This is a genomic window from Aminipila sp., from assembly GCF_032051575.1.
Classification (GTDB): domain Bacteria; phylum Bacillota; class Clostridia; order Peptostreptococcales; family Anaerovoracaceae; genus Aminipila.
On record NZ_DAMBYD010000006.1, the window covers coordinates 136,371 to 159,553 of the forward strand.

At 32.8% G+C, this 23,183-nt stretch carries 18 protein-coding genes; 1 reads left to right on the top strand and 17 read right to left on the bottom strand.

Going from position 1 to position 23,183, the window contains the following annotated elements:
• Nucleotides 1-50: 50 nt before the first annotated feature.
• From RTW14_RS09755 to RTW14_RS09805, 11 genes are all read right to left on the bottom strand, one after another.
• Nucleotides 51-929 carry a helix-turn-helix transcriptional regulator gene (locus RTW14_RS09755; protein ID WP_312650211.1) on the bottom strand — a complete coding sequence of 293 codons (879 nt, stop codon included), beginning with the start codon at nucleotides 927-929 and terminating at the stop codon, nucleotides 51-53.
• A 1,399-nt stretch (nucleotides 930-2,328) separates the two neighbouring features.
• Entirely contained in the window at nucleotides 2,329-3,204 is an 876-nt protein-coding gene (locus tag RTW14_RS09760) for a helix-turn-helix transcriptional regulator (RefSeq protein WP_312650215.1), read from the bottom strand.
• Between the two features lie 340 nt (nucleotides 3,205-3,544).
• Nucleotides 3,545-4,273 carry a hypothetical protein gene (locus RTW14_RS09765; RefSeq protein ID WP_312650218.1) on the bottom strand — a complete coding sequence of 243 codons (729 nt, stop codon included), beginning with the start codon at nucleotides 4,271-4,273 and terminating at the stop codon, nucleotides 3,545-3,547.
• A gap of 151 nt (nucleotides 4,274-4,424) precedes the next feature.
• Nucleotides 4,425-5,069 carry a VanZ family protein gene (locus RTW14_RS09770; protein ID WP_312650221.1) on the bottom strand — a complete coding sequence of 215 codons (645 nt, stop codon included), beginning with the start codon at nucleotides 5,067-5,069 and terminating at the stop codon, nucleotides 4,425-4,427.
• 348 nt (nucleotides 5,070-5,417) lie between these two features.
• Complete coding sequence (locus RTW14_RS09775; protein WP_312650224.1) at nucleotides 5,418-7,559, bottom strand: DUF5693 family protein; 2,142 nt, start codon at nucleotides 7,557-7,559, stop codon at nucleotides 5,418-5,420.
• 202 nt (nucleotides 7,560-7,761) lie between these two features.
• On the bottom strand, nucleotides 7,762-8,457 hold the full coding sequence (locus RTW14_RS09780) for a sensor histidine kinase (RefSeq protein WP_312650227.1): 696 nt from the start codon (nucleotides 8,455-8,457) through the stop codon (nucleotides 7,762-7,764).
• A gap of 557 nt (nucleotides 8,458-9,014) precedes the next feature.
• Nucleotides 9,015-9,713 carry a LytR/AlgR family response regulator transcription factor gene (locus RTW14_RS09785; RefSeq protein ID WP_312650230.1) on the bottom strand — a complete coding sequence of 233 codons (699 nt, stop codon included), beginning with the start codon at nucleotides 9,711-9,713 and terminating at the stop codon, nucleotides 9,015-9,017.
• Between the two features lie 115 nt (nucleotides 9,714-9,828).
• Nucleotides 9,829-10,254 carry a hypothetical protein gene (locus RTW14_RS09790; RefSeq protein WP_312650233.1) on the bottom strand — a complete coding sequence of 142 codons (426 nt, stop codon included), beginning with the start codon at nucleotides 10,252-10,254 and terminating at the stop codon, nucleotides 9,829-9,831.
• A gap of 662 nt (nucleotides 10,255-10,916) precedes the next feature.
• Nucleotides 10,917-11,687, bottom strand: coding sequence for a CPBP family intramembrane glutamic endopeptidase (locus RTW14_RS09795; RefSeq protein ID WP_312650236.1), 771 nt, complete (start codon nucleotides 11,685-11,687; stop codon nucleotides 10,917-10,919).
• 127 nt (nucleotides 11,688-11,814) lie between these two features.
• Nucleotides 11,815-12,825: a CPBP family intramembrane glutamic endopeptidase gene (locus RTW14_RS09800; protein ID WP_312650239.1), complete on the bottom strand. Its 1,011-nt coding sequence runs from the start codon at nucleotides 12,823-12,825 to the stop codon at nucleotides 11,815-11,817.
• 85 nt (nucleotides 12,826-12,910) lie between these two features.
• Complete coding sequence (locus tag RTW14_RS09805) at nucleotides 12,911-13,873, bottom strand: sensor histidine kinase (RefSeq protein ID WP_312650242.1); 963 nt, start codon at nucleotides 13,871-13,873, stop codon at nucleotides 12,911-12,913.
• 19 nt (nucleotides 13,874-13,892) lie between these two features.
• On the opposite strand from RTW14_RS09805, the gene RTW14_RS09810 reads away from it, so the two are divergent.
• Entirely contained in the window at nucleotides 13,893-14,150 is a 258-nt protein-coding gene (locus RTW14_RS09810) for a hypothetical protein (protein ID WP_312650245.1), read from the top strand.
• A 105-nt stretch (nucleotides 14,151-14,255) separates the two neighbouring features.
• Here RTW14_RS09810 and RTW14_RS09815 read toward each other — a convergent pair whose 3' ends face one another.
• From RTW14_RS09815 to RTW14_RS09840, 6 genes are all read right to left on the bottom strand, one after another.
• The gene (locus RTW14_RS09815) at nucleotides 14,256-14,960 is read right to left on the bottom strand and encodes a LytR/AlgR family response regulator transcription factor (protein WP_312650247.1); all 705 of its coding nucleotides are present in this window, start codon (nucleotides 14,958-14,960) and stop codon (nucleotides 14,256-14,258) included.
• Nucleotides 14,961-15,626: 666 nt separating this feature from the next.
• Complete coding sequence (locus RTW14_RS09820) at nucleotides 15,627-17,009, bottom strand: MATE family efflux transporter (protein WP_312650249.1); 1,383 nt, start codon at nucleotides 17,007-17,009, stop codon at nucleotides 15,627-15,629.
• Between the two features lie 323 nt (nucleotides 17,010-17,332).
• Nucleotides 17,333-19,129 carry a M56 family metallopeptidase gene (locus tag RTW14_RS09825; protein ID WP_312650252.1) on the bottom strand — a complete coding sequence of 599 codons (1,797 nt, stop codon included), beginning with the start codon at nucleotides 19,127-19,129 and terminating at the stop codon, nucleotides 17,333-17,335.
• A 51-nt stretch (nucleotides 19,130-19,180) separates the two neighbouring features.
• A complete protein-coding gene (locus RTW14_RS09830) occupies nucleotides 19,181-19,552 on the bottom strand; it encodes a BlaI/MecI/CopY family transcriptional regulator (protein WP_312650256.1) in 372 nt (123 codons plus the stop codon).
• A gap of 408 nt (nucleotides 19,553-19,960) precedes the next feature.
• Nucleotides 19,961-21,298 carry a sodium-dependent transporter gene (locus tag RTW14_RS09835; protein WP_312650259.1) on the bottom strand — a complete coding sequence of 446 codons (1,338 nt, stop codon included), beginning with the start codon at nucleotides 21,296-21,298 and terminating at the stop codon, nucleotides 19,961-19,963.
• 140 nt (nucleotides 21,299-21,438) lie between these two features.
• The gene (locus tag RTW14_RS09840) at nucleotides 21,439-23,070 is read right to left on the bottom strand and encodes a tryptophanase (RefSeq protein ID WP_312650262.1); all 1,632 of its coding nucleotides are present in this window, start codon (nucleotides 23,068-23,070) and stop codon (nucleotides 21,439-21,441) included.
• Between the last annotated feature and the right edge of the window lie 113 nt (nucleotides 23,071-23,183).

A 23,183-nucleotide genomic window follows, 5' to 3' on the forward strand; every position in this document is an offset into this window, starting at 1 on the left:
CTATAAAAACACCACCCTATATGGGTGGCTCTAAAGTTTCCATTACTAAATTAGAATAAAAATAAATCTAAATAATCTTTCAACATCAAATTATTCAACGGTTCAAGCACCTCGCTCAAACTCAGTTCCATCTCCAAATCCTCCTCATTCATCATATTTTGATAAATCTTACGGAATTGACTGGGCGTACATTTATACCATTCTTTAAATGCGCTATAGTAATATTTGGGATCTGAAAAGCCGCAAGCCTCTGAAATATCCATAATATTTAAATCCGTTGTCATTAATAATTTCTCAGAATTATTGGCTCTGATGTAGCTTAATAACTTTCTGAAACCTATTTCAAATGTTCGTAGGAACTCGGAAAGATAAGACTTAGTCAGATTAAAGTCTTGTGCCATGGTCTCTAACGTAATTTTCTCAGTGGAATGACTCTGGAGGTATACCATCATGTTGCGGCTGCGCTCCATAAGCTCTTTTTTTAATATCAGCTCCGGGTTATAGAAAAATGCAAGATCGAAGTGATGAACCAATAAATCAATGATTTTTTCCACTCCATTGATTATCGTATTTTGAAAATCATCGTCAGCGTTTTCGTGATTTGATAAATAAAACAGTATAGCGACTAACGTTCCTCTCATTTGTTTGTGGTAATATGTAGGATAAGGTTTACTGCTCTCTCTAGTAGCTTCACAAACGAAAAGAAGACTAGTTATGTAAGTATATTTTTCTGCAAACCATTCTAAATTAATGTAAAAAGAGATACAGATGTTATCTTCTTTTTCCCCAGATAGAAAGTGAGCATCTTTGTCAACCAAGATAAATTCACCGGCAGACAGGTTAAACTCCTCAAATTCGTACGAAAAGTTTACAGTTCCCTTTAGACAGAAAATCATCTCCACAATATTCTCATGAATATGTGTTGGCACGAATTCAATATTCCTTATACGAACGCCTAGAGGGGTATTCTCAATCCATGATATCTTTTCTTCATAAAACATAACGTCATTCCTTATCTTGTTAACAAATTAACTTATTGTAATATAAAAAAATAAGCACCATCTCCTCATGCATTTTGAAATCATATCATGAATGACGAGAAATTAATACTTATTATCTTTTAGAAATTTGAAGTACAAAGCTCCACAATTCTCAAATTCTACTATTTCATTTTTACGCCTGAATTCAGCATCCATAGAATTGCCAGCATATTATTGTTTTTAGTCATAATGTGCCCCCACTTCTTTTATGAAGCTCAATATTTAAAATATCTTTATTACTCATGAAAGAACACTCATCTCCCACAGGAATAACAATCTAAAACAACATTTTAATTTTACTCCTTCAAGAAGACTTTTACAACAAATTCCAAATTACATTCTAGGCATTGAGTTGACCTCCATAATACGACCTTATTTTTTCCCTCGGTAACAACACAGGATATTATTAGAAAAAAGTACTCCTTTGACTTAGCACAATGTATATGGAAAACCAGGCACTCAAGCCAGGTTCTTCGTTTTAACCCCTATAAAAAGTTATGATAGCAGTCTTTCATATTAAATATAGCATATTTTATCTCCAGTTCAAGTCATGTCTAATACAGATCTGAATAAAATTCTTTCATCAGCAAATAATAACTCTATTAATATAAAGGAATAATTGATCAAAACCCCCATAGGCAAGAGAAAAACAATTGATGGCTTTACCATGGCTGAAAGCTAAATAGATGTAGAAATATTAAGAAGAGGTTCAGCAGTTACCCTAAACCTACTGACAACAAAATAAACTTTTTATGAAAAGGAGTAAATTATATGAACCGTGATAAACTCATAGACCAAATAAAAGTCCTTTATTTTTCAATCATGGAGAGCTAATGCTTCGTACAGACACAGGCGATTATATACTAAACGATGGAGAGATTCACTTATGTTTGATTCTTCTATCGGGCATACCTATGTCAATGGGCAAGACAACCTTCTCACTTTTTTAGTTATTAATTATTATCCAAACTAATCATGTTGCTTAACTAATCAACCTTTTGTGTCCCTAATCCATATACAGGAATTTTGGCATTGTCACCATCCGTTCTTTTTAATTTATACAATTAAAAATGAGGCAGAGTCTGTAGGTTATTTAAGTATTTCCTGATACCGCGGCCATTAATCTTGTATTTTAGATTTTATCTCTTCTCCAACAAGCAGACTACCTCCGTATGCCTTGAATTTGCGATAATGATGTCGTCAAGACATAGTTGTTCCGTGGCGGAACAATTCGTCTTTTTTTCTGCATAAAAAACTCTTGCTTGTCCATATTATGTGATGTATTAAATCATACTGCCTCAAATGATGGATTTAAAAGATGATCTGGGAAAACATCTTCAGAAACAAATTCAGTTGTTGGTGTATTATGGTCAACTTCCTGAAAATCGGCATTATCAAACCATACCTGCCCTTTACCGGTCAGCAATATACCTATGTTAATAATAGCTCCATTCTCTGGTATATCCAGTACACAAGAATAGTAGTTCCATTCAGTTGTTCCTGTAATTGGTCTGCTCTGCATATTATCAAGTTTCAACGTAACACTCAAAGCACTATCTATTCTCATCCATAATCCACACCAGCCTTCCACGTCTTGGGTTTTTACAAAACCCGAAAAGCGCATCCTCTTTCCAACAAAAGTTTTAGCACTAATTTGTTGCATTATAGTACCAAATTCTCCAATTGAAAATTCGTTTCCGATAGAGTGAATCATTGCTGACTTAGAACCCATATGATATATATTATGGTCAATGCTGACTTGGTATTTTTCAGGTGCGGTTCCTGTAATAATCCAGTCTTTTATTTCATTATTCATATTTATTCCTCCAATACTTAAATCCTTAATGGCCGACCTATATCTGCCTGGGGGCAATTGATAAACACTTTTAAAAGCTCTCGTAAAGGCTTCTTGAGATTCAAAGTGGTAGATTAAGGCAACATCCAGTATAGACGTATTTGAATTTAGCAGAACGGAAGCAGCACTGGCAAGCCTTCGCTTTCTAATATAATCATATAACGAGATTCCAACTTCTCTTTGAAAAATTCTATGGAAATAGAATTTTGAAAATCCTCCTACTTTAGAAATTCCATCTAAAGTCAGTTCTTCGCATAAATTCATTTCAATGTAATCTAATACTATTTGAATTTCTTGAATATGTGTCACCAATTTCACCTCCTTGCAATTATTATAGCATAGGTTCAGATTGAATTTTTGATGGTTCTTGCCTTCTTCTATGCTATTACATCAATTTTTTCCTATTTTAAAGGGGCAAAAATCCTTTCTACATCCGGTATTTTGCCCCAATTCACTTCAACCACAACATACTGTGATTCTTTCTTATTCTATTTTTAAACTACCTCTTCTCCAGCAAACAAACTATCTCCGTATGCCTTGAGTAGACAATAATGATACCACTTCCCCCTGTTTATGTTCATTTGCCTCAATGCTATTACACCCTTTTACTTTTAAGTAGTTTTCCTCAACATTATTTATTTTTAAAATTCTACCACCTAAGAAACTTGGTATATTGATTGAATTCATATTCCATAGAAACATCAAGAAACAATGGGTCACTTATTAAATTACTAAATGCTTTAATGTATGGATCATCATTAATTTCATTCAATGTTAAATGAGAAACAGATATGCAATTTCCAGATACAAATTGCTTATCATCTTTTAAAAGATATTGAATATATTCATCAGAAGCTAATCGTTCTTTTAATTTTAAATCACTTTGTTTCATATTTTCAGGGAAATATATATATATACTTTCCTCTGATAAGTCATCTGCTAATTCTTTGGATGTAAAGTGATTTATAAAAGCATTAACTCTCTTGCTATTAACTAGTTCTGCATAAATTTCAATAGCATCTTTTTTAACCTTTGAAACTTGGAATGCAAAAATTTTTGAATTTGTTTCCAAGACAGAAATATTATCAAAAATCTGATAAAGCTCTGAAACTTGCTTTTCGAAACTTTTATTTTTCTTAAATCCAATATTATGCGATACTGTATAATATTCCACTGAGGGAACATTATACAGAAAAGACATCGCTTCTTGTACTCTTATATCTGTAAGAATAAATGATTCTATGTCAAATCCTTTAATACAAATATTATTATTCTTGATTTTAGATATTTTGATTGAATTTGATATATCTAAGAATTCCGTCGTATATTTTTTTTCAAATATATGACGGAATTCTTCGGCAGTTATTTTTCTTAACATAAAAACTCCATTTAATTTTAAAACTATGGTCTTGTATATGTCCCTAGATATAAGGATACAACGCACCCACAACATTTGATTGATGCCGCCTGTTAAGTATCAGTCTTCAATACTGATATTTATACATCGAGGGCACATGAATATTAATTATTTATGATAAATATGGTAAAATAAGAAACTCAAATGCAAAAACAATATATATCAAAAACCATACTTCATGTTTTAAAACAAAGGGTATCTCGCTATACCCAACTAACACAAAACTGTTTTTAATGGCCGAGAATTTTTGAATAATTCTAAAAATTAAGTATCCAATAATTGTGCCAATCGTATTCATGAGTAAATCATCAACATCAGTTACTCTCATACTAAATATTTGGCTCGTTTCTATTGTTAATGAAAATAAAAAGCCCCCAAGGGCTACATGTTTTACACTACGTTGATTTTTCCAAAGTGTTGAACATAAAAATCCAAATGGTATAAATAAAATAATATTTGTAATATATGAAAATACATCAGTTTTTATTGATTTAAAAGGAATAAAATTAAAGGTTTCCGGACGTATCTCAATTCCAATATAAAGAATACGGGCAAGAGAAGAAATAGTAGTAAAATCAAGTATATACACAATTAAATATGTAAAAATCAGTTCACCTAAGATGTGTAGTTTTGAAATTCTTAAATTTTGTCTACTTGCGTAATATATTGTTACCATAATAAATGGTATAATAAATATCAAACATTTCATAAATTTTTCAGTGGCAGAGAATATATTCTCATAAATTATTCCAAACATTGTATTCCTTCTTCCTTTGTCATGCAGCATTCAAGTTGTTTATTTTTAATCCACCAGTGCATACCTTTAAAAAGTCTATTTTATTCTAGAAATAATTATTTGTAGAGATCAGATTGTAACCTATAAAGTCTTGCATATTCTTTATTCAGATTCAATAATTCTGAATGATTACCTTCTTCTAATACTTTGCCATTTTCAATCAAGATGATGTTATCTGCTAAATGAACCGCAGATAATCTATGAGATCTAAATATAATTATTTTATCAGTTAATTAGGTTTTTATATTATAGAATATACGTTGAAGATATGTCTCAAGCAATTCATCTGATATTTATACGGTATTAATATCATTTTAGTTTATATATTGAGACCTTATTTAGGGTTTCAATCAATGTATTTTTCATTTTATATTTCTTTATCAGATTAATCATTGACTGAATTACAAACAGGCCCAAAATACCAATAACAACTCCCAAACCTAAGCCATAAAAGCTCCGTAATAAAGAAAGATAAAGCGGGGTACGCAAATGGCTAAATGTATTCAAAACAGAAATTATCCCGATTGCTCCTACTATGATAGTCGGATACATTAAAAATTTTATTTTATTATGTGCCAACAGGTAAGCGGCCATCAATAATGGATATCCTGTAAGAAATTCCTTCGTTCTTGGTCTTGCCAAAAAAGTATTTTCTAAGAGATTTCGCAAAATCATTTCAGCATCACTTGGTACAATATTAGTTTCTTGTCCTGTACGTGCAAGATAATAATACAAAATACCTCCTGCAACCCCTAATATAATCAAGTAGAAAGCTTTGATATCTACGAATAAGAGTCTTCTTAAATCGCTGATATAGTAGACTTCTTCCTTAATTTCACTTTCTTTTCTACAGTACCCCATAGACATAACATATAATACTGTTGCAACACATATCGGTATTATCTGAGCTAGTTTAACACCTCTAAAGAAATCCATTTCTAGCAAAAACCTAGAATCTGACAACAAGCCGCCAATGTATAGTCCACCCACCAATACAATTATAAAAGAACCCAACAAACTTGAAATACATTTAAATACTAAATAGGAGAATTTTATACTTGTTGAATCAATATAAGCTTTTTTCATCTGCATAATAAACATTGAAATACTTATAATTGAAAATAAAACTGATGCTCCAAAAGCAATTAAACCAGGCATCGTATTGGGCGCAATATACATTCCTGTAACGATGCATAAAGAGCCTAGACCTAACATACCTAATTGCCCCCTAATAGTTAAACGTATATATTGCATTATCCGCAGTATTCCAATTGCGACCAAACTTATACCAGCAATAATCACCAATATTCTATTACTTGTATTCATAGGCATAACTGTAAAATCGCCAATATATATACCTTGTGATACCAATCGAGCCTTTAGTGATTTAAACATCCTGACATATTCAGTAGTATTGGTTACATAACTATCATTATCCCATTTAAACGGTTTGAAGTACACCAATCGAATGTTCCTTTCAGTAACAGCTCGATAAATTGTATTTTCAATCTCTTCAGAGCCGGAATAATTATAATACTTATATCGTTGTTGAATATAGTCACTCATGGAAAATGTACGAACGGCATCATAATTAAGAGCAACCGTTAAATCCTCAATGCCTGCAACCTCAACATTAGATCGTTGAACTGGTGTCTCAAGCAAGGCTACAGTAATTTTATTTTCTTTCATGAACTCACTTAATTCCTTGTCAAAATCCGGATAACCAATTATGGTATTGTTTCCGAACAAGTAAACTTTAGGACGTATCTGATGCCTAATGAGTTCATTTTTATATGCTTTCACCAAATTTTGGGGAAACTTTTCATTATTTATCGGCCTAAATATAACGTCCATTCCACTATCTTTAATTAACTTGATTTTATTATCATCGAAACCAAATCTGATCTTATCTTTCTCTTCTTTATATACACTTTGAATTTCTTCGTCGGATTTTATAACAAAGTAGTTGATATTCCCAATATAATACATATCGTAGAATTTTTTTGGGTATCTGTTTTCTAGCCCTTCTTTAATAAAATGAGCAAGCTTTACATCATCAGTTTTAGCAATAAAATATTCATTTTTATAAGTTTTATTTAAGATATCATCAACAATTTCTTTGGGATATTCTTTTTTCCATTCTAGTTTTTTACATATAGATTCTACTGTATCATATTCCAAATCCTTGTTGCTTTCTTGCAAAGAATGAAGTGACTCTTCTTTAATCGAAACAGAAGCACACCCCTGTGCATGAAAAAATGAAATCCACCATTTTAAATCATGTTCAGATTGTCCTGCAAGCTTGCATAATTCATCATAATCTAATGTAATATGCACTCCATTATTAACCGATTCAACTTGATATCGCTCTATACAAAGTATGCTAATTGATATAAACCCAATCAATACAATTAGCCATAATAAGATATATTTTTTTAATTTAATTATCACCGACAACGTTCCTCCAATTACTATCTATAAAAATAACCATATCATTTTTCCTAGAAATGTAAATACATATTTCCTAAACGGCAAAGATACCTGCGCAAACAACATGTGACGTCGTTTGTATTTTATAACAAATATAGACCCATATTTTACAATTTCACTATGGGTCTATACATTCCGGATGTCCTAAAAAACAAACGAAAATTTAATTGATTCTTATTTTAATTGCTACATAATTTTCTTCATCTATTTCATCTTTTAAGTTACTGACTTCAATTGTTCCCTTAGCTGCATTAACGATATTTTTCAAGTTATACAAGCCATATCCTCGGTTACCACTTTTTGTAGAAAATCCTTTTTTAAACATATTTAGGATGACATTTTGACTAAGATATGGATGTTTATTTTTCACTTCAATAACATTCATATCATTTTCTTTATGGATTTTTAGATATACTATGTTTTTATCTACTTTTGTTTCTAAAGCATTGTCAATAAGCGTTCCAATGATTTCTACCAGCTCGTAATTTTTAAACTGCATCATATAATTTTTTATTTCAATATTTAATATAGTTCCCTTTTCTTCAGATTTCTTTTTCTTGCTATATAGCAGACTTGCTAGTATTTTGTTATCCAGTTTTATTAAGTTTCCTAAATCATTTTTAATTTCTAGATCCTTTATATAATTTTTTATTGTGTCAATATTTTCATTAAGATTATCATCTGCAAGCATAAGTTTAAGTGCCTGCAAGTGATTATCAAATTCGTGCTGTTTTCCTCGTAATTCTTCAATTAATTCTTGAATTATAGGATTGTATCTTTTATATATTCCTAATTCTTTTTCCTGATAAGTATTTATTAATCCATTTTTAAGAATAATATAATTACTAATAATCAACATGGCAGTCACTACTGTTAAAAGAATAATATTTTAAAGTACTCCTTGAAAATCTATATACCAATACATCAGAATTACAAAACTTAATATGAATAAATTTAATAAAAACATTTTTATAATATTATTCTTGCTCTGAATAAAATCATAAGCAACGTTCAAAGGAACTTTAAAGTATATAAAACCCATGATAGTCATAGAAATAGATTGTGCTATCATTCCGTTCATAAAGTCATATTGAAACTGGCTATTAGTCGTACTCATTAGAAGGACAATCAGTAATTGAACTGACATTATAATAATCATAGTAAAAATATAAATATATATTATTTCTATGATCTTTTTTCTATATATAAGTATCAACATTATGCATAACGTTAATATATTTAAAGATATACTCAATATCTCATCTAAAAAATATCCTAAAACACCTCCAAATAATGATGTGAGTATCCAAGATATTAATCCATAGCTTAGCTTAATTGGACTGCTAGTCAATTTTTTTGAAATAATAATAACTGAAGCTACGTCAAACATAGACATGATAATGTTCTGTAGAAGTGTCATACCAGTTCACCTCTTATGTTTTCTTTATATTTTCTTCCATAAGGAATCTGTTCTTCTGCATATTTTAAACTAATCAAACATTCTTTTTTATTAATTTCCTGTAAGTATTTACTATTGATTATATAACTTTTATGACATTGAATAAAATCTTCGGATAACTCACTCGCAATCTGGCTTAAGGTATATGAAGCATATTCAGCTTTTTCACGAACCGTTTGTACTATCAGCTTTCTGTTATTACTCTCAATGTAAATAATCTCTTCTTGATCAATAACATAAATAAAATCTTTCTGTTTGATTGACAATATTTTTTTTTCTTTTTTAATTCGATAATTAATAACAGTCTCAATTACTTCTTTAACTTCATCTATACTAAATGGTTTTACTAGATAGTCATAACAATGAATTTTCCTGAAAGCTTCCAATTCTCTAGTCGGAACAGCTGTTATAAACACGATGGGCGTAAACTTATAATAATCGATTTCCCTCAACTGCTCTGCTAGTTTGAGGCCACTATAGTCCTCAAGCTGAATATCTAAAAAGAAAGCGTCTATTCTTTTATCTATGGCATAATCAAATGCTTTTTCTGCATATCCGGTCATGAAAACTTCTTGAGTGCTGTCTACAGTCTTTATTATACTATTTAATCCAGTACAAATAATTTGATCGTCTTCTACAATTAATATTCTGCCCATTTGTAACCCCCTGAACTTTATTATTTTCATCAATACATTCTTTCATATATTTTACAACTTTTGCTATTTTTTTCAACACATTTACACTTTACTGTAAATATACGGTCTATGCACGTTAAACGTTAGATGTTTTATTATAATCTACAAGCAGGTTTTCAAATGCTTTGTTGGTGCGAAGAAAATCATATTCGCTGTTACTTTTAAGTTCTGAGATGAATGCAGGAACAAAATATTTCTCCATACCAGTGAATTCTTCTTGCGCAGTTCTGTAAAAGAGCGGTGTCATATCCATATTCCAAGATTTATATGCCGCATCGAAGATGGCTTTGATTTGCTTAATACTCTGCTCCGCATCTTTTTCATATAAAACAATTTGAAGATACGGGGTAACTGCTCCATATTGCCATAATCCAAATAGATGTACCATGTTTTGTGCTATTTCAGCTATTTGTTTTGCTTTCTCCGATTTGTCGACTTTTAGCTCTATATCTATCAGCTTAAATAAACATCTCTGAATTTTTTCTAAATCCTGTAAAAGCATTCCTTTCCTGCAAGAATAAAAATTGTGGAATTTCTTATAGATTCTTCCGAGGTAATTTGCAACTTATTCTTGCGTCAAACCTATATTTTTTCTATTTTCTTTTATTTGCTCATTAATTTGCATGGCACAACCTCCTTTAATAACTAAATTATAACTCTTGTAATACGAAATGGCTATTGAACCGTTGCTTATAAAATAGTAACCGAGAGTTAACTTGATATATATACAAATTCCTATTTTTCTTTATGTCATCTATAATAACGTCTAAAAAATCAGGACAAAAATCCAGTATTTTTCAGCTTGATTTTCGCCCTGATTTAGCTTCAAAATCACGACATCTCTTGGTTCGTTTGGCTTATTTATCGCTATTACCACAACGTGTAATCAGAATCACTGTCTCAACGTGCCTTGAGTATGCAATAATGATGTCGTTTGAAGCTGATGGTTCCTTGGTGGAAATGTCTTCTCTACAAAACTACTTAAATCTTCCTGTAATTTGAGATACATTAATGGCTATGTAGAATAATACCTCGGTTGCCTTTAACTTTGAGTATCTTCAATTTCACCCCAAAATGAAACGAAAAATTTATAATAAAATAGCCCCGCAGGTGCTGCTAAAATTCCTAAAACTAGGAAAGTATAATTTTATTATCTTTCATTGCCTACTCACAATATTCTTTCAGTATAAATTTATACTGCTGAATGGATTTTATTAATCCAACGATAATCATAAAAAAACAAAGGAGTAACATACATAAACAAACAGTACTGCTTACATTATGTAATCTTGCTATCAGCAAGGGTTTTAACTGTAGTATGAGGTTCCAGAAAAAATGAATAGCCATTGTCATATAAAGGTTGCAGTGCTTTATCATTAATACTGCAAACATAACCCCTGCAAATATCGTCAATAGATTAAAAATATTTATATGAATTATATAAAATACTATCGCAGAAAGCCATACTGCCTTTCTGACAGAATACTTATTGACAAAACTTTGCAATATAACTCCCCTGCAAATAAGCTCCTCGGTAATTGGTGCCAGTACTGCTAACACAATTACTTTTTGCCAACTGACTTTCTCATATTCCATTTGGCCTTCCTTAAATAGAATTGCCTCTATTATAATAAAAGTTACAGAAATACTAATAAAAAAGATTGCAACAAAAAACGAATCATATAATGTAAATTTGTTCACCCTTGCCGTCCACAATTGAAAAGGGATTTTTTTTGTTTTAAGCTTTATTATAATCCACATGAGTGGAAGAAAGTAAAATATCGTACCAGATAACAAAATTCCTATACTTCCACCATATATACGAAACAAGACACCTAATACTAATGCTATCATATAGATTCCTACTAACTCTAATAATTTTATCTTACCATATTCGTAATTCAAAGCATTATTCTTCATCATACAGTTTTTCATTGAAAATCCTCTCTACCTCTTTGTAAATTTTTATAAACCCATATTCACAATATAATGTGCTAATGACATTAGGGAAATTGAAATCAGCATTTAGAATTGAATACATTCACTTTTCCCTTTCTTTTCACTAAATAGGTAGCTTTTCGATTCCGGATATTGCCAGCAGTATTTGAAAAACTAAAAAAATTAACATCCATATAGAAGTAAAGGCTAATCCCATTAAACCTTTTTCCACTTTTATACCTTTGATAAATTTCTTCATTTCATTTCTTTTCAATACTATAATCGCGATTGTCCCTACAACAAAAACACCTTCAATCACATAAATCACAACTGATTGCATGGATTCATTTAAATTTGAAGTCAGATAGGAAAGTAAATCTCCAAAGATAAAATTATTAATAATATGTAACAAGATAGACCATTTTATAGAATATCTCATGGCTACATATCCAAGCACCAGACCAACTAGCGTTGCAAAGATACTTTGAATCAGATTACCATGGAACGCTCCAAAAATAACTGCGGAAATAACAATAGCATAATAGGTTCCATACTTTTGAAATCCTCTCATAATGAAACCTCGAAAAATAATTTCTTCCGAAATAGGACCTATAAACGAAGCATATAAGAGCATCGATACCGTGCTACTACTACTGGACGCACTCTCAATCTCACCCAAAATGGTAAACCCAAATCGGTTGAAGCAAGCCTCAATTCCTGTACCTGATAAACTAAAAATAGCCTGAGCAGACATAAAGACCGTTAGTAATACCAAAAATGACATTCCTGTCATTTTCTCTTGCGAATGAAAAATTAATTTCTGGTAATCACATTTTCGAAAATAAAACAATAAAAAGAGCAGCCCCAGGAAAACCGCAATGATGGTTGAAGTTCCACTATTCATTGCCTCATCAATAACAGAATCAATAACAGAATCAATAACAGAATCAATAACAGAATCAATATCAAATTCATTATTACTAGAAAATGATATAATCCTTCGAATCATATCTACAATAACAATTAAAAACATTATCAGTTCATATATAAGGACGCCTCTAGCCAACTTGCTTGTGTTTTTTCTGACCTCTTTTTTATTCCATTGTGTTTCATTTGTTTCAACTTTATTTTCCAATATTCTAATCTCCTTTACTATGTTTGTGTATCAATCATAGCTTCGGATGTTTCCCTATAGTCACTTTTGTTGTGAAACGCTTCTATTATGTTGCGGGGTGCACAAATAAAATGATTTCCAGTACAAAATAGTTTTGTTTTCCATCATTTTCTAAATAATACTCCATATACCCCTTATATTTTTCTACTGCCATTCTTATATTGCCCAACCCAAATCCATGATTTATATAATCTCCCTTTGTTGTGGAAAAAGTAAGCGTTGATTTCCCTTGTTCCACTGGATTGCGGAACATAAGAAACTGCATTGCATTCTGCTGTTTAAACTGTATCTGCATTTCCTTCTCTGGAACGTAACTCTCTTTTAATGCCTCAACCGCATTGTCAATTGAATTGGAAAATATTGTACAAAGGTCCATTGCATCAACAGTCAGATATCCCAGTTTTCCCTCTATTGAAATAGATATCTGATCTTTTTTAGCATTAGCCAACTTTTCATTTACTATTGCATCCACGATATCATTACCGGTGTGTAATTCTCGGTCTATCTGCTCGATCTGTGTATTTAAACCCAAAATGTATTTATTGGTCTCATCATATTTTCCTTCCAAAATCAGATTGTATAGGCAGGCAATATGGTTTTTCATATCATGGTGTACTCTTCTGGTCTCTCTTTGAGTCTCTTGATATGTTCTAAAATGCTCCAATTGTGCTTTTAGATAATGTTCATTCAGTATTGCTGCTTGTTGGAAATAGGTCTTGCCGTTTCCCTGAATCACCATTGCTATGATTGAAGTTTCCAAGAAAGCTACAATTAAAATGCTGAATCCCACAAAACATTTGGCGTAGAGCGATGCAATTTTAAACTCATCCACACATACAACTAAGACCGAAAACATCAAAAGAAACAAGCCAGTTGTGTTGATTAAATTTCTTTCCCACTTGGAAAGGGTTCTATTCTGGATAACTTCATCAAAACATCTTCTCCAATTTTTCCCCTTCCAGAGAAAAAGTATAAAGCTGATCCAGAATATAATATCAAATATTCCCATCCAGGAGATGTTCGTATTAATGATGGAATTCATAGATTTTGAAAATAAATATAGAAAAGAAATGGGAATGAATATCATAGAAAATATCATACCGGAAATTGGAAATATTAAAAATAAACCCCTAATTATATTTTTCCCCCTTGAACAAAAAACCAGTACACTAAAAAATAAAAAGGGTAAGACAATCTGCATAGCACCTTCTTTATCAAAAAAGCAAATCACAAATTCACTAAACAAAAATGTACCAAAGATAAACTTCCATGTGCGTAAATTATAAAAAAACTTCTCAAAATATATGTACTTTCCAATTAATATTAATAAAATTAAAAGTTCTGTGCACCCAATTATCATGTATAATTTTTCAAACATAATCTCACCTGTCTCATCCTAATATGCGCAAATAATTCATCATTGATGTTTTGAATTCATTTCTTTTTCCTCTGCTGAGTGGAATTTCATTTCCGTTTTTCATCATGATTTTCTTTCCGTCAAAGGATTTGACAAATCCTAGATTTATCAGATAACTTCTATGCGGCTTATAAAACATCTGCTTTGGCATTTGTTCTTCAATATCACTCAGTTTTTTACGGATTAAACACGTGGATCCTTCTATGCACACATTAATATATACATTTTCACTTTGCACATACTGGATTTCCGTCCAGTTTACCAACAAGGTTCTTTCTCCATCCTGTAATTCTATTTTACTATCCAATAGCCTTAGGTTATCAAAATCATGTAGTGTTTTTACTAATCTTTCCATCTGCAGAGGCTTATCAAGGAAGCGAAAGGCATCTACTTCGTAACCTTCCATGGCAAGTTCTGTATGACTTGTTAAAAATATAATCGGAATGGACTGATTGATGTTCCGAATCTGTTTGGAAGTTTCTATTCCATTCGGACCTGGCATTTCAATATCCATAAAAATCATTTGAAACTCCAACGGATATTTTTTAAACCTATCCATAAAATCCATTCCAGAGGAGAATACTTCGATTTCAACCTCTAACATACCATAATACTCTTCAAGTTTATCCCCTAATATCTTTTGAAAATTAACTTCATCATCACAAATTGCTATCTTCATCCTATCACCTTAAATATCTTAATAGTAATCTCAATTTTAAACTCTTATTATATAATAACAATAGCGGCCTCGCCTTTCACCATGCTAAGTTAAACATTTACTGTTACTAAAAACATCGTCCCTTATTTTTAATGAAATAAATACTCTAATTTTAATTCATTATACCATAAACTTATAATAAAAACACCACAGTACGTGCGTTCAACCCTCCTCAGTACTGTAGCGTTATCTCTAAAATTCTACTTAAATTAAAATCACCTATATGTTGAAATAACTTGATTTAATAATTTGTCATCTTTATTGTGCAGAGGTTATGGTGGAGATGAAGAGAGTCTAACACCTTTCACCACCCGTATTCTTTTATATTATATTTGCTGGCATTAAAGTAAATTTTTCTATAATAACTTTATTTATACCCTATCTCTCTTCATGAAAAAGGCTCCTTGCATAATTTCCTAATAATGTTAAGAAATCATCACAAATTCTAATGTCATCTATATTTTTGCTCATTTTAAAGGGGCAAAAAACGCTATTTTTTCGTCCGGTTTTTGCCCCAAATCCACACTCAAATCACATGTTCTATGATTCATTTATTAAATTATATTCTCAAATAAATTCTTATATTTGTCTGCTATTTTCATTTATGTTATTAGCTTCAAAATTCTCCTAAACACGTGCATTTTTATTTTTTCCTTGAATTACGTTTAATTCATTCATCTTTTTTATCTCACGATATATAAAAATTAAAGATATCATTGCAGTAAAAAAATCAGATAATGGAACAGATACAAAAACACCAGTGACTTTAAGAAATATTGGGATGATTAACATTAATGGTATTAAAAATAAAAATGGTTTCATTATTGATAAAAATAATGCAGGCTTAGGTTTGCCAATATACTGAAAAAAACTTGCAGCAATTACTTGAACACCTACTAAAGGACTCATAAGTATCATTACTCTTAAAATAGGAACCGTCAATGCTATTAATTCATTATCAGATGTAAAAACACCCGCTATTTTATTTGTAAAACTAATAATTATAACTAAAAATCCCAATGAAATTACAACTGATGTTAAAATTCCAAGCTTTAAGCTTTGTTTTACTCTATTGAATTTTTTAGCACCATAATTAAATCCTATAATAGGCTGAAGAGCTTGTCTAATTCCATACATAGGAATGGTAACAAACCCGAATATACGATTATATATACCAATTGCAGAAATATATAAGTCAGATCCTCCATAAATTCTTAATGAATTATTTAATACTATGGCTAGAATTCCATAAGCCAGTTGAGTCATAAACGTGGATGCTCCTAAGGAAATCGCTTCCTTTAATAATTTTATATCAATTACTAAATTTTTAACTTTTACTCCTAAAATTTTACTATTAAAACAGATGTATACCAATAAAAATATGAAACATATTATTTGAGAAATGTCTGTAGCAATGGCAGCTCCTTTTATCCCATATTGAAGTCTTGTAACCAATATGTAATCTAACGGAATATTAATTACAGGTCCTATTATCATGCTTATCATAGCAATATTAGCATGTCCTTCTGATTGTAGGATGCTATTGGAAACAATACTAAAAACGAAAAAAGCACTGCAATATAAAGTAATTCTAAAGAATGTTACAGCATAGGGTAGTATAGTTTCCAAGGAACCAAAAATATACAACATAGGTCTGATGAAAGCCAGTCCTATAACCATAATTAAAATTCCTAATAGAACAGAGGATGTTAATGCAGTGCCCACAGCCTTTTCTGCTCTTAGTTTATTTCCGGCTCCAAGACTTCTGGAAGTTATAGAAGCAATTCCAACTCCGATCATTTGAGAAAGAGCCAGTATTATTTGTTGAATCGGAAAAACTATAGTTAAAGCTGCAATTCCTAACATACCATTAGCCTGATTACCTATAAAAATTGCATCAATAAGATTATATAATACATTAGCTAAAAATACACTTATGGCAGGAAGAGAAAACTTAACGAGTAATGTTTTGATATTACCTTCCAGCATAAAATTTTCAAGTTCTGTCATATTATTACCTCCAAAAAAGTTATATTGAATTATATATTTATAATAGATTGTTAAAATATAGTCATACAATTTTACATTATATCACAATATTGGTGTAAATTCTTCAATTTGTTACCATGTATTTATAAGTAATTATTTGTTTTCCAACAGTCATTTTTATTTTAGTTCGGTAATGTTATCTTCGGATATAACAATAGCCGAGTTTACTTCACACTGTAAACTCGGCCATTAAATCCTATCCTATAATATATTATCGGTTATTTTAACCTTCAATTATGAAGAATTTTCCTTAAGAACCACAACATATCTATTATACTGCAAGGCTAAAATGTATCTTTTAATAATTGCTGGGCTTTTTCTTCATCGATTTTTACATAACTAATGCCATCCTCAAATGGTAAAGAATATGGTAAATTGATTTCTTTGATCTTATCCTTTTTGATGGAATCGTTTCTTACGACAGCAGCATACTTTTTTATCTCTTTTTTATCGATATTCGTTTCAATATTTTTTGATGCTAATTTATAAAGGGAGCCTATATTTTTAAAGATATCAGTCTCACTTTTCTGCGTTAGAATTGCCGCAAGTACATCCTTTTGCACGTCTATTCGAGCGAGATCACCCTCGGCATATCCTTTTCTAAACCGTACAAGCATTTCTACCTGTTTTCCATTTAAAATCTGTGGACCCTTTTTGAGTGCAATATGTAATCCTTGCATTGGGTCGTCATAATACATATCCTGCGGTACATCATAACTTATTCCTCCGATAGCATCAATAAAATCTCTCAAAGCAGCGGTATCCGTCTTTACATATTTTGAAATGTTAGTCCCCAATAACTCGTTCAATTTTTGAACCACCTGCTCGGGAGCATGGGAAGACGCATATAAACTCAATTTTGTATTCCTGCCATCATCCCCCTTAAGCATCGTATCTCTGGGAATCATCACCACGTTTAAATTACTTGTTTTTGCCTCATATCCCATCAAAATAAAGGAATCTACAGGAATGTTTGTGTTCGATCCAGTTTCACAAGCACCTATAAATAATACATTCATAGGCTCATTCATAGAGGCCCTACCATCCAGTGGGTTAGATAACAGTAAAATGCCAAAGATAACGCATATCAACGTCGATACGACAATGACTCCTTTCGTCGGTTTTTTATATTTCATAATATTTTTCACCCTTTCCCCAACATTACTTTCCCCAAACCCAAGTAAACCTTCTGCAAATAAATTGTTTTGTTTTATTGAAATTCCTAGCAGGGTATTTGCATAGTTCTCTCTTTGATCCATCGTCGATAATCGTAGCACCTTTTCATCACAGGAGAGTTCCATGTCCTTGCTTGCCAGATAAAACCAGCCCCATATTATAGGATTAAACCAATGAATCGTCAAAGCCATATAAGCGAGGAGTTTTACTATATAATCAAACCGTTTAATATGTACCATCTCGTGAAGTAAAATATGTTGCACCTCTTTTTCATATGCTTCATTTTGGAAGAGAAAATTTGGCAAAATAATCTTAGACTTCAGTATACCGCATACAAAGGGGCTCTCTACTTGATCTGAACTATATACTTCAGAGGGATACCGTAATTGAACCATATCACTGCAACGCTCTATAAGATCTTGCTTTTTCAATCGAGTAGCGGTACTCACCCTTCTAGCTATTTTTAAATAGGAAATCAAACTATACATGAGCAATGCCGCTATCCCAATGGCCCAAATGACTGCACATCCCATTATAATAGAATTCCCTTGAATGAAGTCCATGGGTGCACTTACTGCCCCGCTACCTGCATTTGCAGCAGTAGTTCCTAGGAAATTTGTTTCTTCTAACCCTTGCGGTGGTAATTCATTAGAATGAGGCATTAAATAGGCTTTGCTCAATGATTCTCCGTACTGTCCCACATTTGGATTGATCTTATCCAAAATGCTGAAAACGGAAGAAAAAGAAAACGGAAAAACCAATCGAAGCAATACAATCCCCCAAAGAGCATAAGAAAATATTTTAGGCATCTTTTTTCCTAATGAACTTCGAAAAACCAAAATAATTAATGCCGCAAAGGTAGCCGTAATACTCATATTTATAACAGTCATAAAAACATTTATCATTCTACTCTCCATTCCCCCCATGTAGACGGCACAATTGAAGTAAAAAGCAATTTAATCCTCTGCTTCATTTGTGCTCTCATTAATAATACGTTTCAACTCCTTTAACTCTTGCTCAGATAAAGTTTCTTTCTTCAAGAAACTCGCTAAAAACAGTGGAAGAGAACCATTAAATGTTTTATCAAGAAACGCCTTACTCTCTTGCCTTTGGATTTCTTCTCTCGGCACAATATACGTAACGATGGCTTCTACATTCTTTGTAATTCCACGTTCACAAAGTTTACGAAGTACCGTATACGTCGTCGATTTTTTCCAGCCTAATTCTTCTGTGCATAGTTTAACAAGCTCTGTAGAATTGATAGGGGCATGTGCCCAGATCAGTTCCATAAATTTGTACTCGGATTCAAATAATTTATAATCTGACATTTTTTATTCCCTTCTATTGATGTTATTTGTATACAAAGCATCGTAAGGTTTATTTAGATAAACCTTACGATGAGTTTATCCCAATAAACCTATTCTGTCAACCTGTTTTTTTCTCTGTCAATCTATGCCATCTATATTTTCATCCGTTTTAAAAGGGCAAAACCGTATTAGAGGGATTTGCCCGCATAAGAAAAACCTCCGGATATGCCGGAGGTTTATTATTCTTTCATAACCACAATATTTCGTAGTAAGTATTTATTCGTAGGTACTCAGCAAAAGAAAATGGATATACTTCTATTTCATAAGTACGACCTGTATCGGTTTACCAACGATGTTTCCATTTTTGTTAACAAAATTCGTCGGTAAATCGAGGTAGAGAAGTCACTTTTTCAATGTAAGATATTAAAGTTAACCGATACCACCGAACATAGCACCTGTAACGAGTGCGATAAATGCAAGTGGAACGAAAAGAAACTTACCAAGAGACATAAACCATGAACCGATAGGTTTATTTGCACCTTCGTTAACTGAATCAAGTGCGAACTTGTCGCCTGCAACATAGAAGAACATAATACCTGCCAGCATAGCGCCAAAAGGACATACGTAAATAGAAACTGCATCCATCCAACCCGATACAATACCCTGTATGCACAGTGCAACCCCACATCCTACAACTGCGATTGCTCCAACTGCGTGAAGTCTCTTCATACCAAACCTCTCTTGAAGCGTAGCAACAGGTGCTTCATATAAGTTAATGAGTGAGCTTATACCTGCGAAGAGTACACAGACGTAGAAAAGGATTCCTACTATAGTTCCCCCAGGCATACCGTTAAATACATTAATAAGGTAGATGAACATAAGTCCAGGACCACCTGATGAGAGTTCTGCACCACCTACTGCCATGGCAGGAATAATAACTAAAGCGGCAAGAACAGCTGCGATAGTATCAAATATAGCTACATTACATGCTGCAGTTATAATATTTTCAGATTTACTTAGGTAAGAACCATAGATAACCGTTCCGTTTCCTGCGATAGAAAGAGAGAAGAATGCTTGGCCAAAAGCAAAAATCCAAACCTTTGGATTAGCCAGACCTGCTGGATTAAGCGTAAAGATATATTTATATCCCTCATGTGATCCATGAAGTGTGAAGATGTAGATTCCAAGTCCTACAAAAAGTGTAAACAATGCAGGCATCATAATTTTGTTTGCTTTTTCTATGCCACCGGCAACACCGAGAGCCATGATGGTAAGGCTGGCTACTATTGCAATAATAATCCATATGTTATTGCCCCATGATATTGCGGTTGTTCCAAACATACCACCTATCTGATTCATATCCTGCCCCATGGCGGCAAGCTTGCCACTAAAAGCAAGAAATGTATATTTAAAGATCCAACCAACTACTACTGTGTAGCCAATTGCTAGTGCGAGTGAACCTAGAACTGGGATTACGCCAATTGTTTCACCTAATTTTTTGTTACCGTTATTAATCTCGGTGCATTTACCAAAGGCTCCTATTGGGCCTGCGCCTGCTGCACGTCCAAGCGCCATTTCTTCAATAACGCCGGTAGAAGCAATAAGAATTACAAATAAGCAATACGGAATCAGGAATGTCATGCCTCCCCATGCTGAAACCATATATGGGAAACGCCATATATTACCCATACCTACTGCTGAACCAATACATGCTAAGACAAATCCCCATTTACTTTTAAATCCATCACGTTGCGTTGTTTCGCTCATATTTGCCTCCTAAAAATAAAGTGATGGTGCCCAACAAAAAAATATATACATATTCTTTGCGGACACCATCATAGTTGCCCGATAATTTTGCGCATTATCTATACTATATATTAAAAGTTCTCGATAATACACAACTGTTCTTATTTATTTGGATATGGCTCAAGGAATGCGTGGAAGTGACGCATAGGAAGCTTATGACCTAAAGTAATCCTCATATTAGGAATATTCTCTCTGTCTTCATAAAGAGCCTTAACAGCTGCTATAACATAATCCAGATGTTCCTGGCTAAGCTGGCTGCGGTTGATAGCGAAACGAACTACGTTACAAACCTCAGCCTGCTGTTCTGGCGTCTTAAGATCATACTCCATGGAGTAATCACCAAGCTCAGAAACTCTGATTCCGTATCTTCTGATAAGTTCAAGTGAGAAGCCCTCTCCCGCAAATGATTCGTGGTCACGTTTACCATTGAAGAATTCGTCCATATTGATATATACACCATGGCCGCCAGCAGGAAGTACAACTCCCTTAACTCCAGCCTTGTAGAAGCCCTGCGCAAGATATTCGCACTGTTCAACCCTCTCCTTGAGGTAGTTTACGTTGCAACACTCATAGAGGCCAACTGCAAGTGCCATAATATCTCTTCCGGACATGCCTCCGTAAGAATCATTACCGTAGCAAGAAATCTGCTTAACTTTCAGAAGTACGCCGACATCTGTCTTAACTATTCCATCTTCGTTAAAGTCCGAGAAGTTTTTCCAGAAGAGTCCCCTATCACGGAAAGCAAGTATGCCGCCCATGTTAGCATGCCCGTCCTTTTTAAGAGACGCACAGAAGCCATCACAGTAAGAAAACATTTCTTTTGCAATAACAGGGATAGACTTATCTGCATAACCTTCTTCGTTCATTTTGATAAAATATGCATTTTCTGCCCAACGAGCTGCGTCAAGTATGTAAGGAATACCATACTTATGAGCTATAGCACTAACCGCACGAAGGTTAGCCATAGAGACAGGCTGACCACATACAGGGTTGTTCGTAATACATGTGAAAACAAGAGGAACGTTCTCAGGTCCAACTGCTGTGATGAGCTGCTCTAACTTATCAATATCCATGTTACCTTTAAAAGGATTTTTTGCGTATAATCCCCCTTCCGGTACTTCAAAGAGTAATTCTTTGTTGTAAAGGTTACGAGGAACTGAACCCATTTGTTTGATGTTACCTTCGGTTGTATCAAAATGTCCGTTTGAAGGAATAGTGAATACTTTTCCATGATAACGAGTATTCAGAATCTTCTTAACAATCTCCATAAGAACCGACTCTGCTGCACGTCCCTGCTGAATAATAAATGTATTAGGTCTCTCCATCTGAGCTGCACCACCGTTGAAAAGGCCGCCCTCGTATTCACAAAGATACATCTCATCCATCATCTTATTTATATCTTGACAATCTGTACGAACAAGATCTATGATCTTTTTCTGATCATCTCCACGCTCAAATACATCTCGTAATGTATCAAGAAGTACATAGTAACCTTTATTACGTCCGTACGACTCATCACCAAGGAACATAGCTGCCCACTGTACATCGGTCATAGCAGTTGTACCTGAATCAGAAAGCATATCAACTGTAAGCATACCAGCTGGAAATGCAAACTCGTTATAATGTGTTGCTGCGAGAGCTCTCTCTCTCTGTTCAACCGTTACCTGTGGAATGTTTCTTTTAACATATGCCAATGAACTAGGTGTTGATGCGTTTAATGGATACTCTTTCATTTATGTTTCCTCCTAATATGGCGTCTTGCGCCTTCATGATAGAGGATACTCCGGTCATCGCTATAGAGTGACTGGCGGACAGTATCTTTTTTTGTTAGTTATGCTTGTTTGGC

What these genes read in the sequence shown, in the direction of transcription:
- RTW14_RS09830 (WP_312650256.1), bottom strand. Translation starts at nt 19,552, where the DNA reads ATGTCAGATTATAAATTATTTGAATCCGAGTACAAATTTATGGAACTG.
- RTW14_RS09840 (WP_312650262.1), bottom strand. Translation starts at nt 23,070, where the DNA reads ATGAAAGAGTATCCATTAAACGCATCAACACCTAGTTCATTGGCATAT.
- RTW14_RS09790 (WP_312650233.1), bottom strand. Translation starts at nt 10,254, where the DNA reads ATGCTTTTACAGGATTTAGAAAAAATTCAGAGATGTTTATTTAAGCTG.
- RTW14_RS09770 (WP_312650221.1), bottom strand. Translation starts at nt 5,069, where the DNA reads ATGTTTGGAATAATTTATGAGAATATATTCTCTGCCACTGAAAAATTT.
- RTW14_RS09795 (WP_312650236.1), bottom strand. Translation starts at nt 11,687, where the DNA reads ATGAAAAACTGTATGATGAAGAATAATGCTTTGAATTACGAATATGGT.
- RTW14_RS09820 (WP_312650249.1), bottom strand. Translation starts at nt 17,009, where the DNA reads ATGACAGAACTTGAAAATTTTATGCTGGAAGGTAATATCAAAACATTA.
- RTW14_RS09765 (WP_312650218.1), bottom strand. Translation starts at nt 4,273, where the DNA reads ATGTTAAGAAAAATAACTGCCGAAGAATTCCGTCATATATTTGAAAAA.
- RTW14_RS09805 (WP_312650242.1), bottom strand. Translation starts at nt 13,873, where the DNA reads ATGGGAATATTTGATATTATATTCTGGATCAGCTTTATACTTTTTCTC.
- RTW14_RS09785 (WP_312650230.1), bottom strand. Translation starts at nt 9,713, where the DNA reads ATGGGCAGAATATTAATTGTAGAAGACGATCAAATTATTTGTACTGGA.
- RTW14_RS09780 (WP_312650227.1), bottom strand. Translation starts at nt 8,457, where the DNA reads ATGTTGATTATTAGTAATTATATTATTCTTAAAAATGGATTAATAAAT.
- RTW14_RS09835 (WP_312650259.1), bottom strand. Translation starts at nt 21,298, where the DNA reads ATGAGCGAAACAACGCAACGTGATGGATTTAAAAGTAAATGGGGATTT.
- RTW14_RS09825 (WP_312650252.1), bottom strand. Translation starts at nt 19,129, where the DNA reads ATGATAAATGTTTTTATGACTGTTATAAATATGAGTATTACGGCTACC.
- RTW14_RS09810 (WP_312650245.1), top strand. Translation starts at nt 13,893, where the DNA reads ATGATGGAATTCATAGATTTTGAAAATAAATATAGAAAAGAAATGGGA.
- RTW14_RS09815 (WP_312650247.1), bottom strand. Translation starts at nt 14,960, where the DNA reads ATGAAGATAGCAATTTGTGATGATGAAGTTAATTTTCAAAAGATATTA.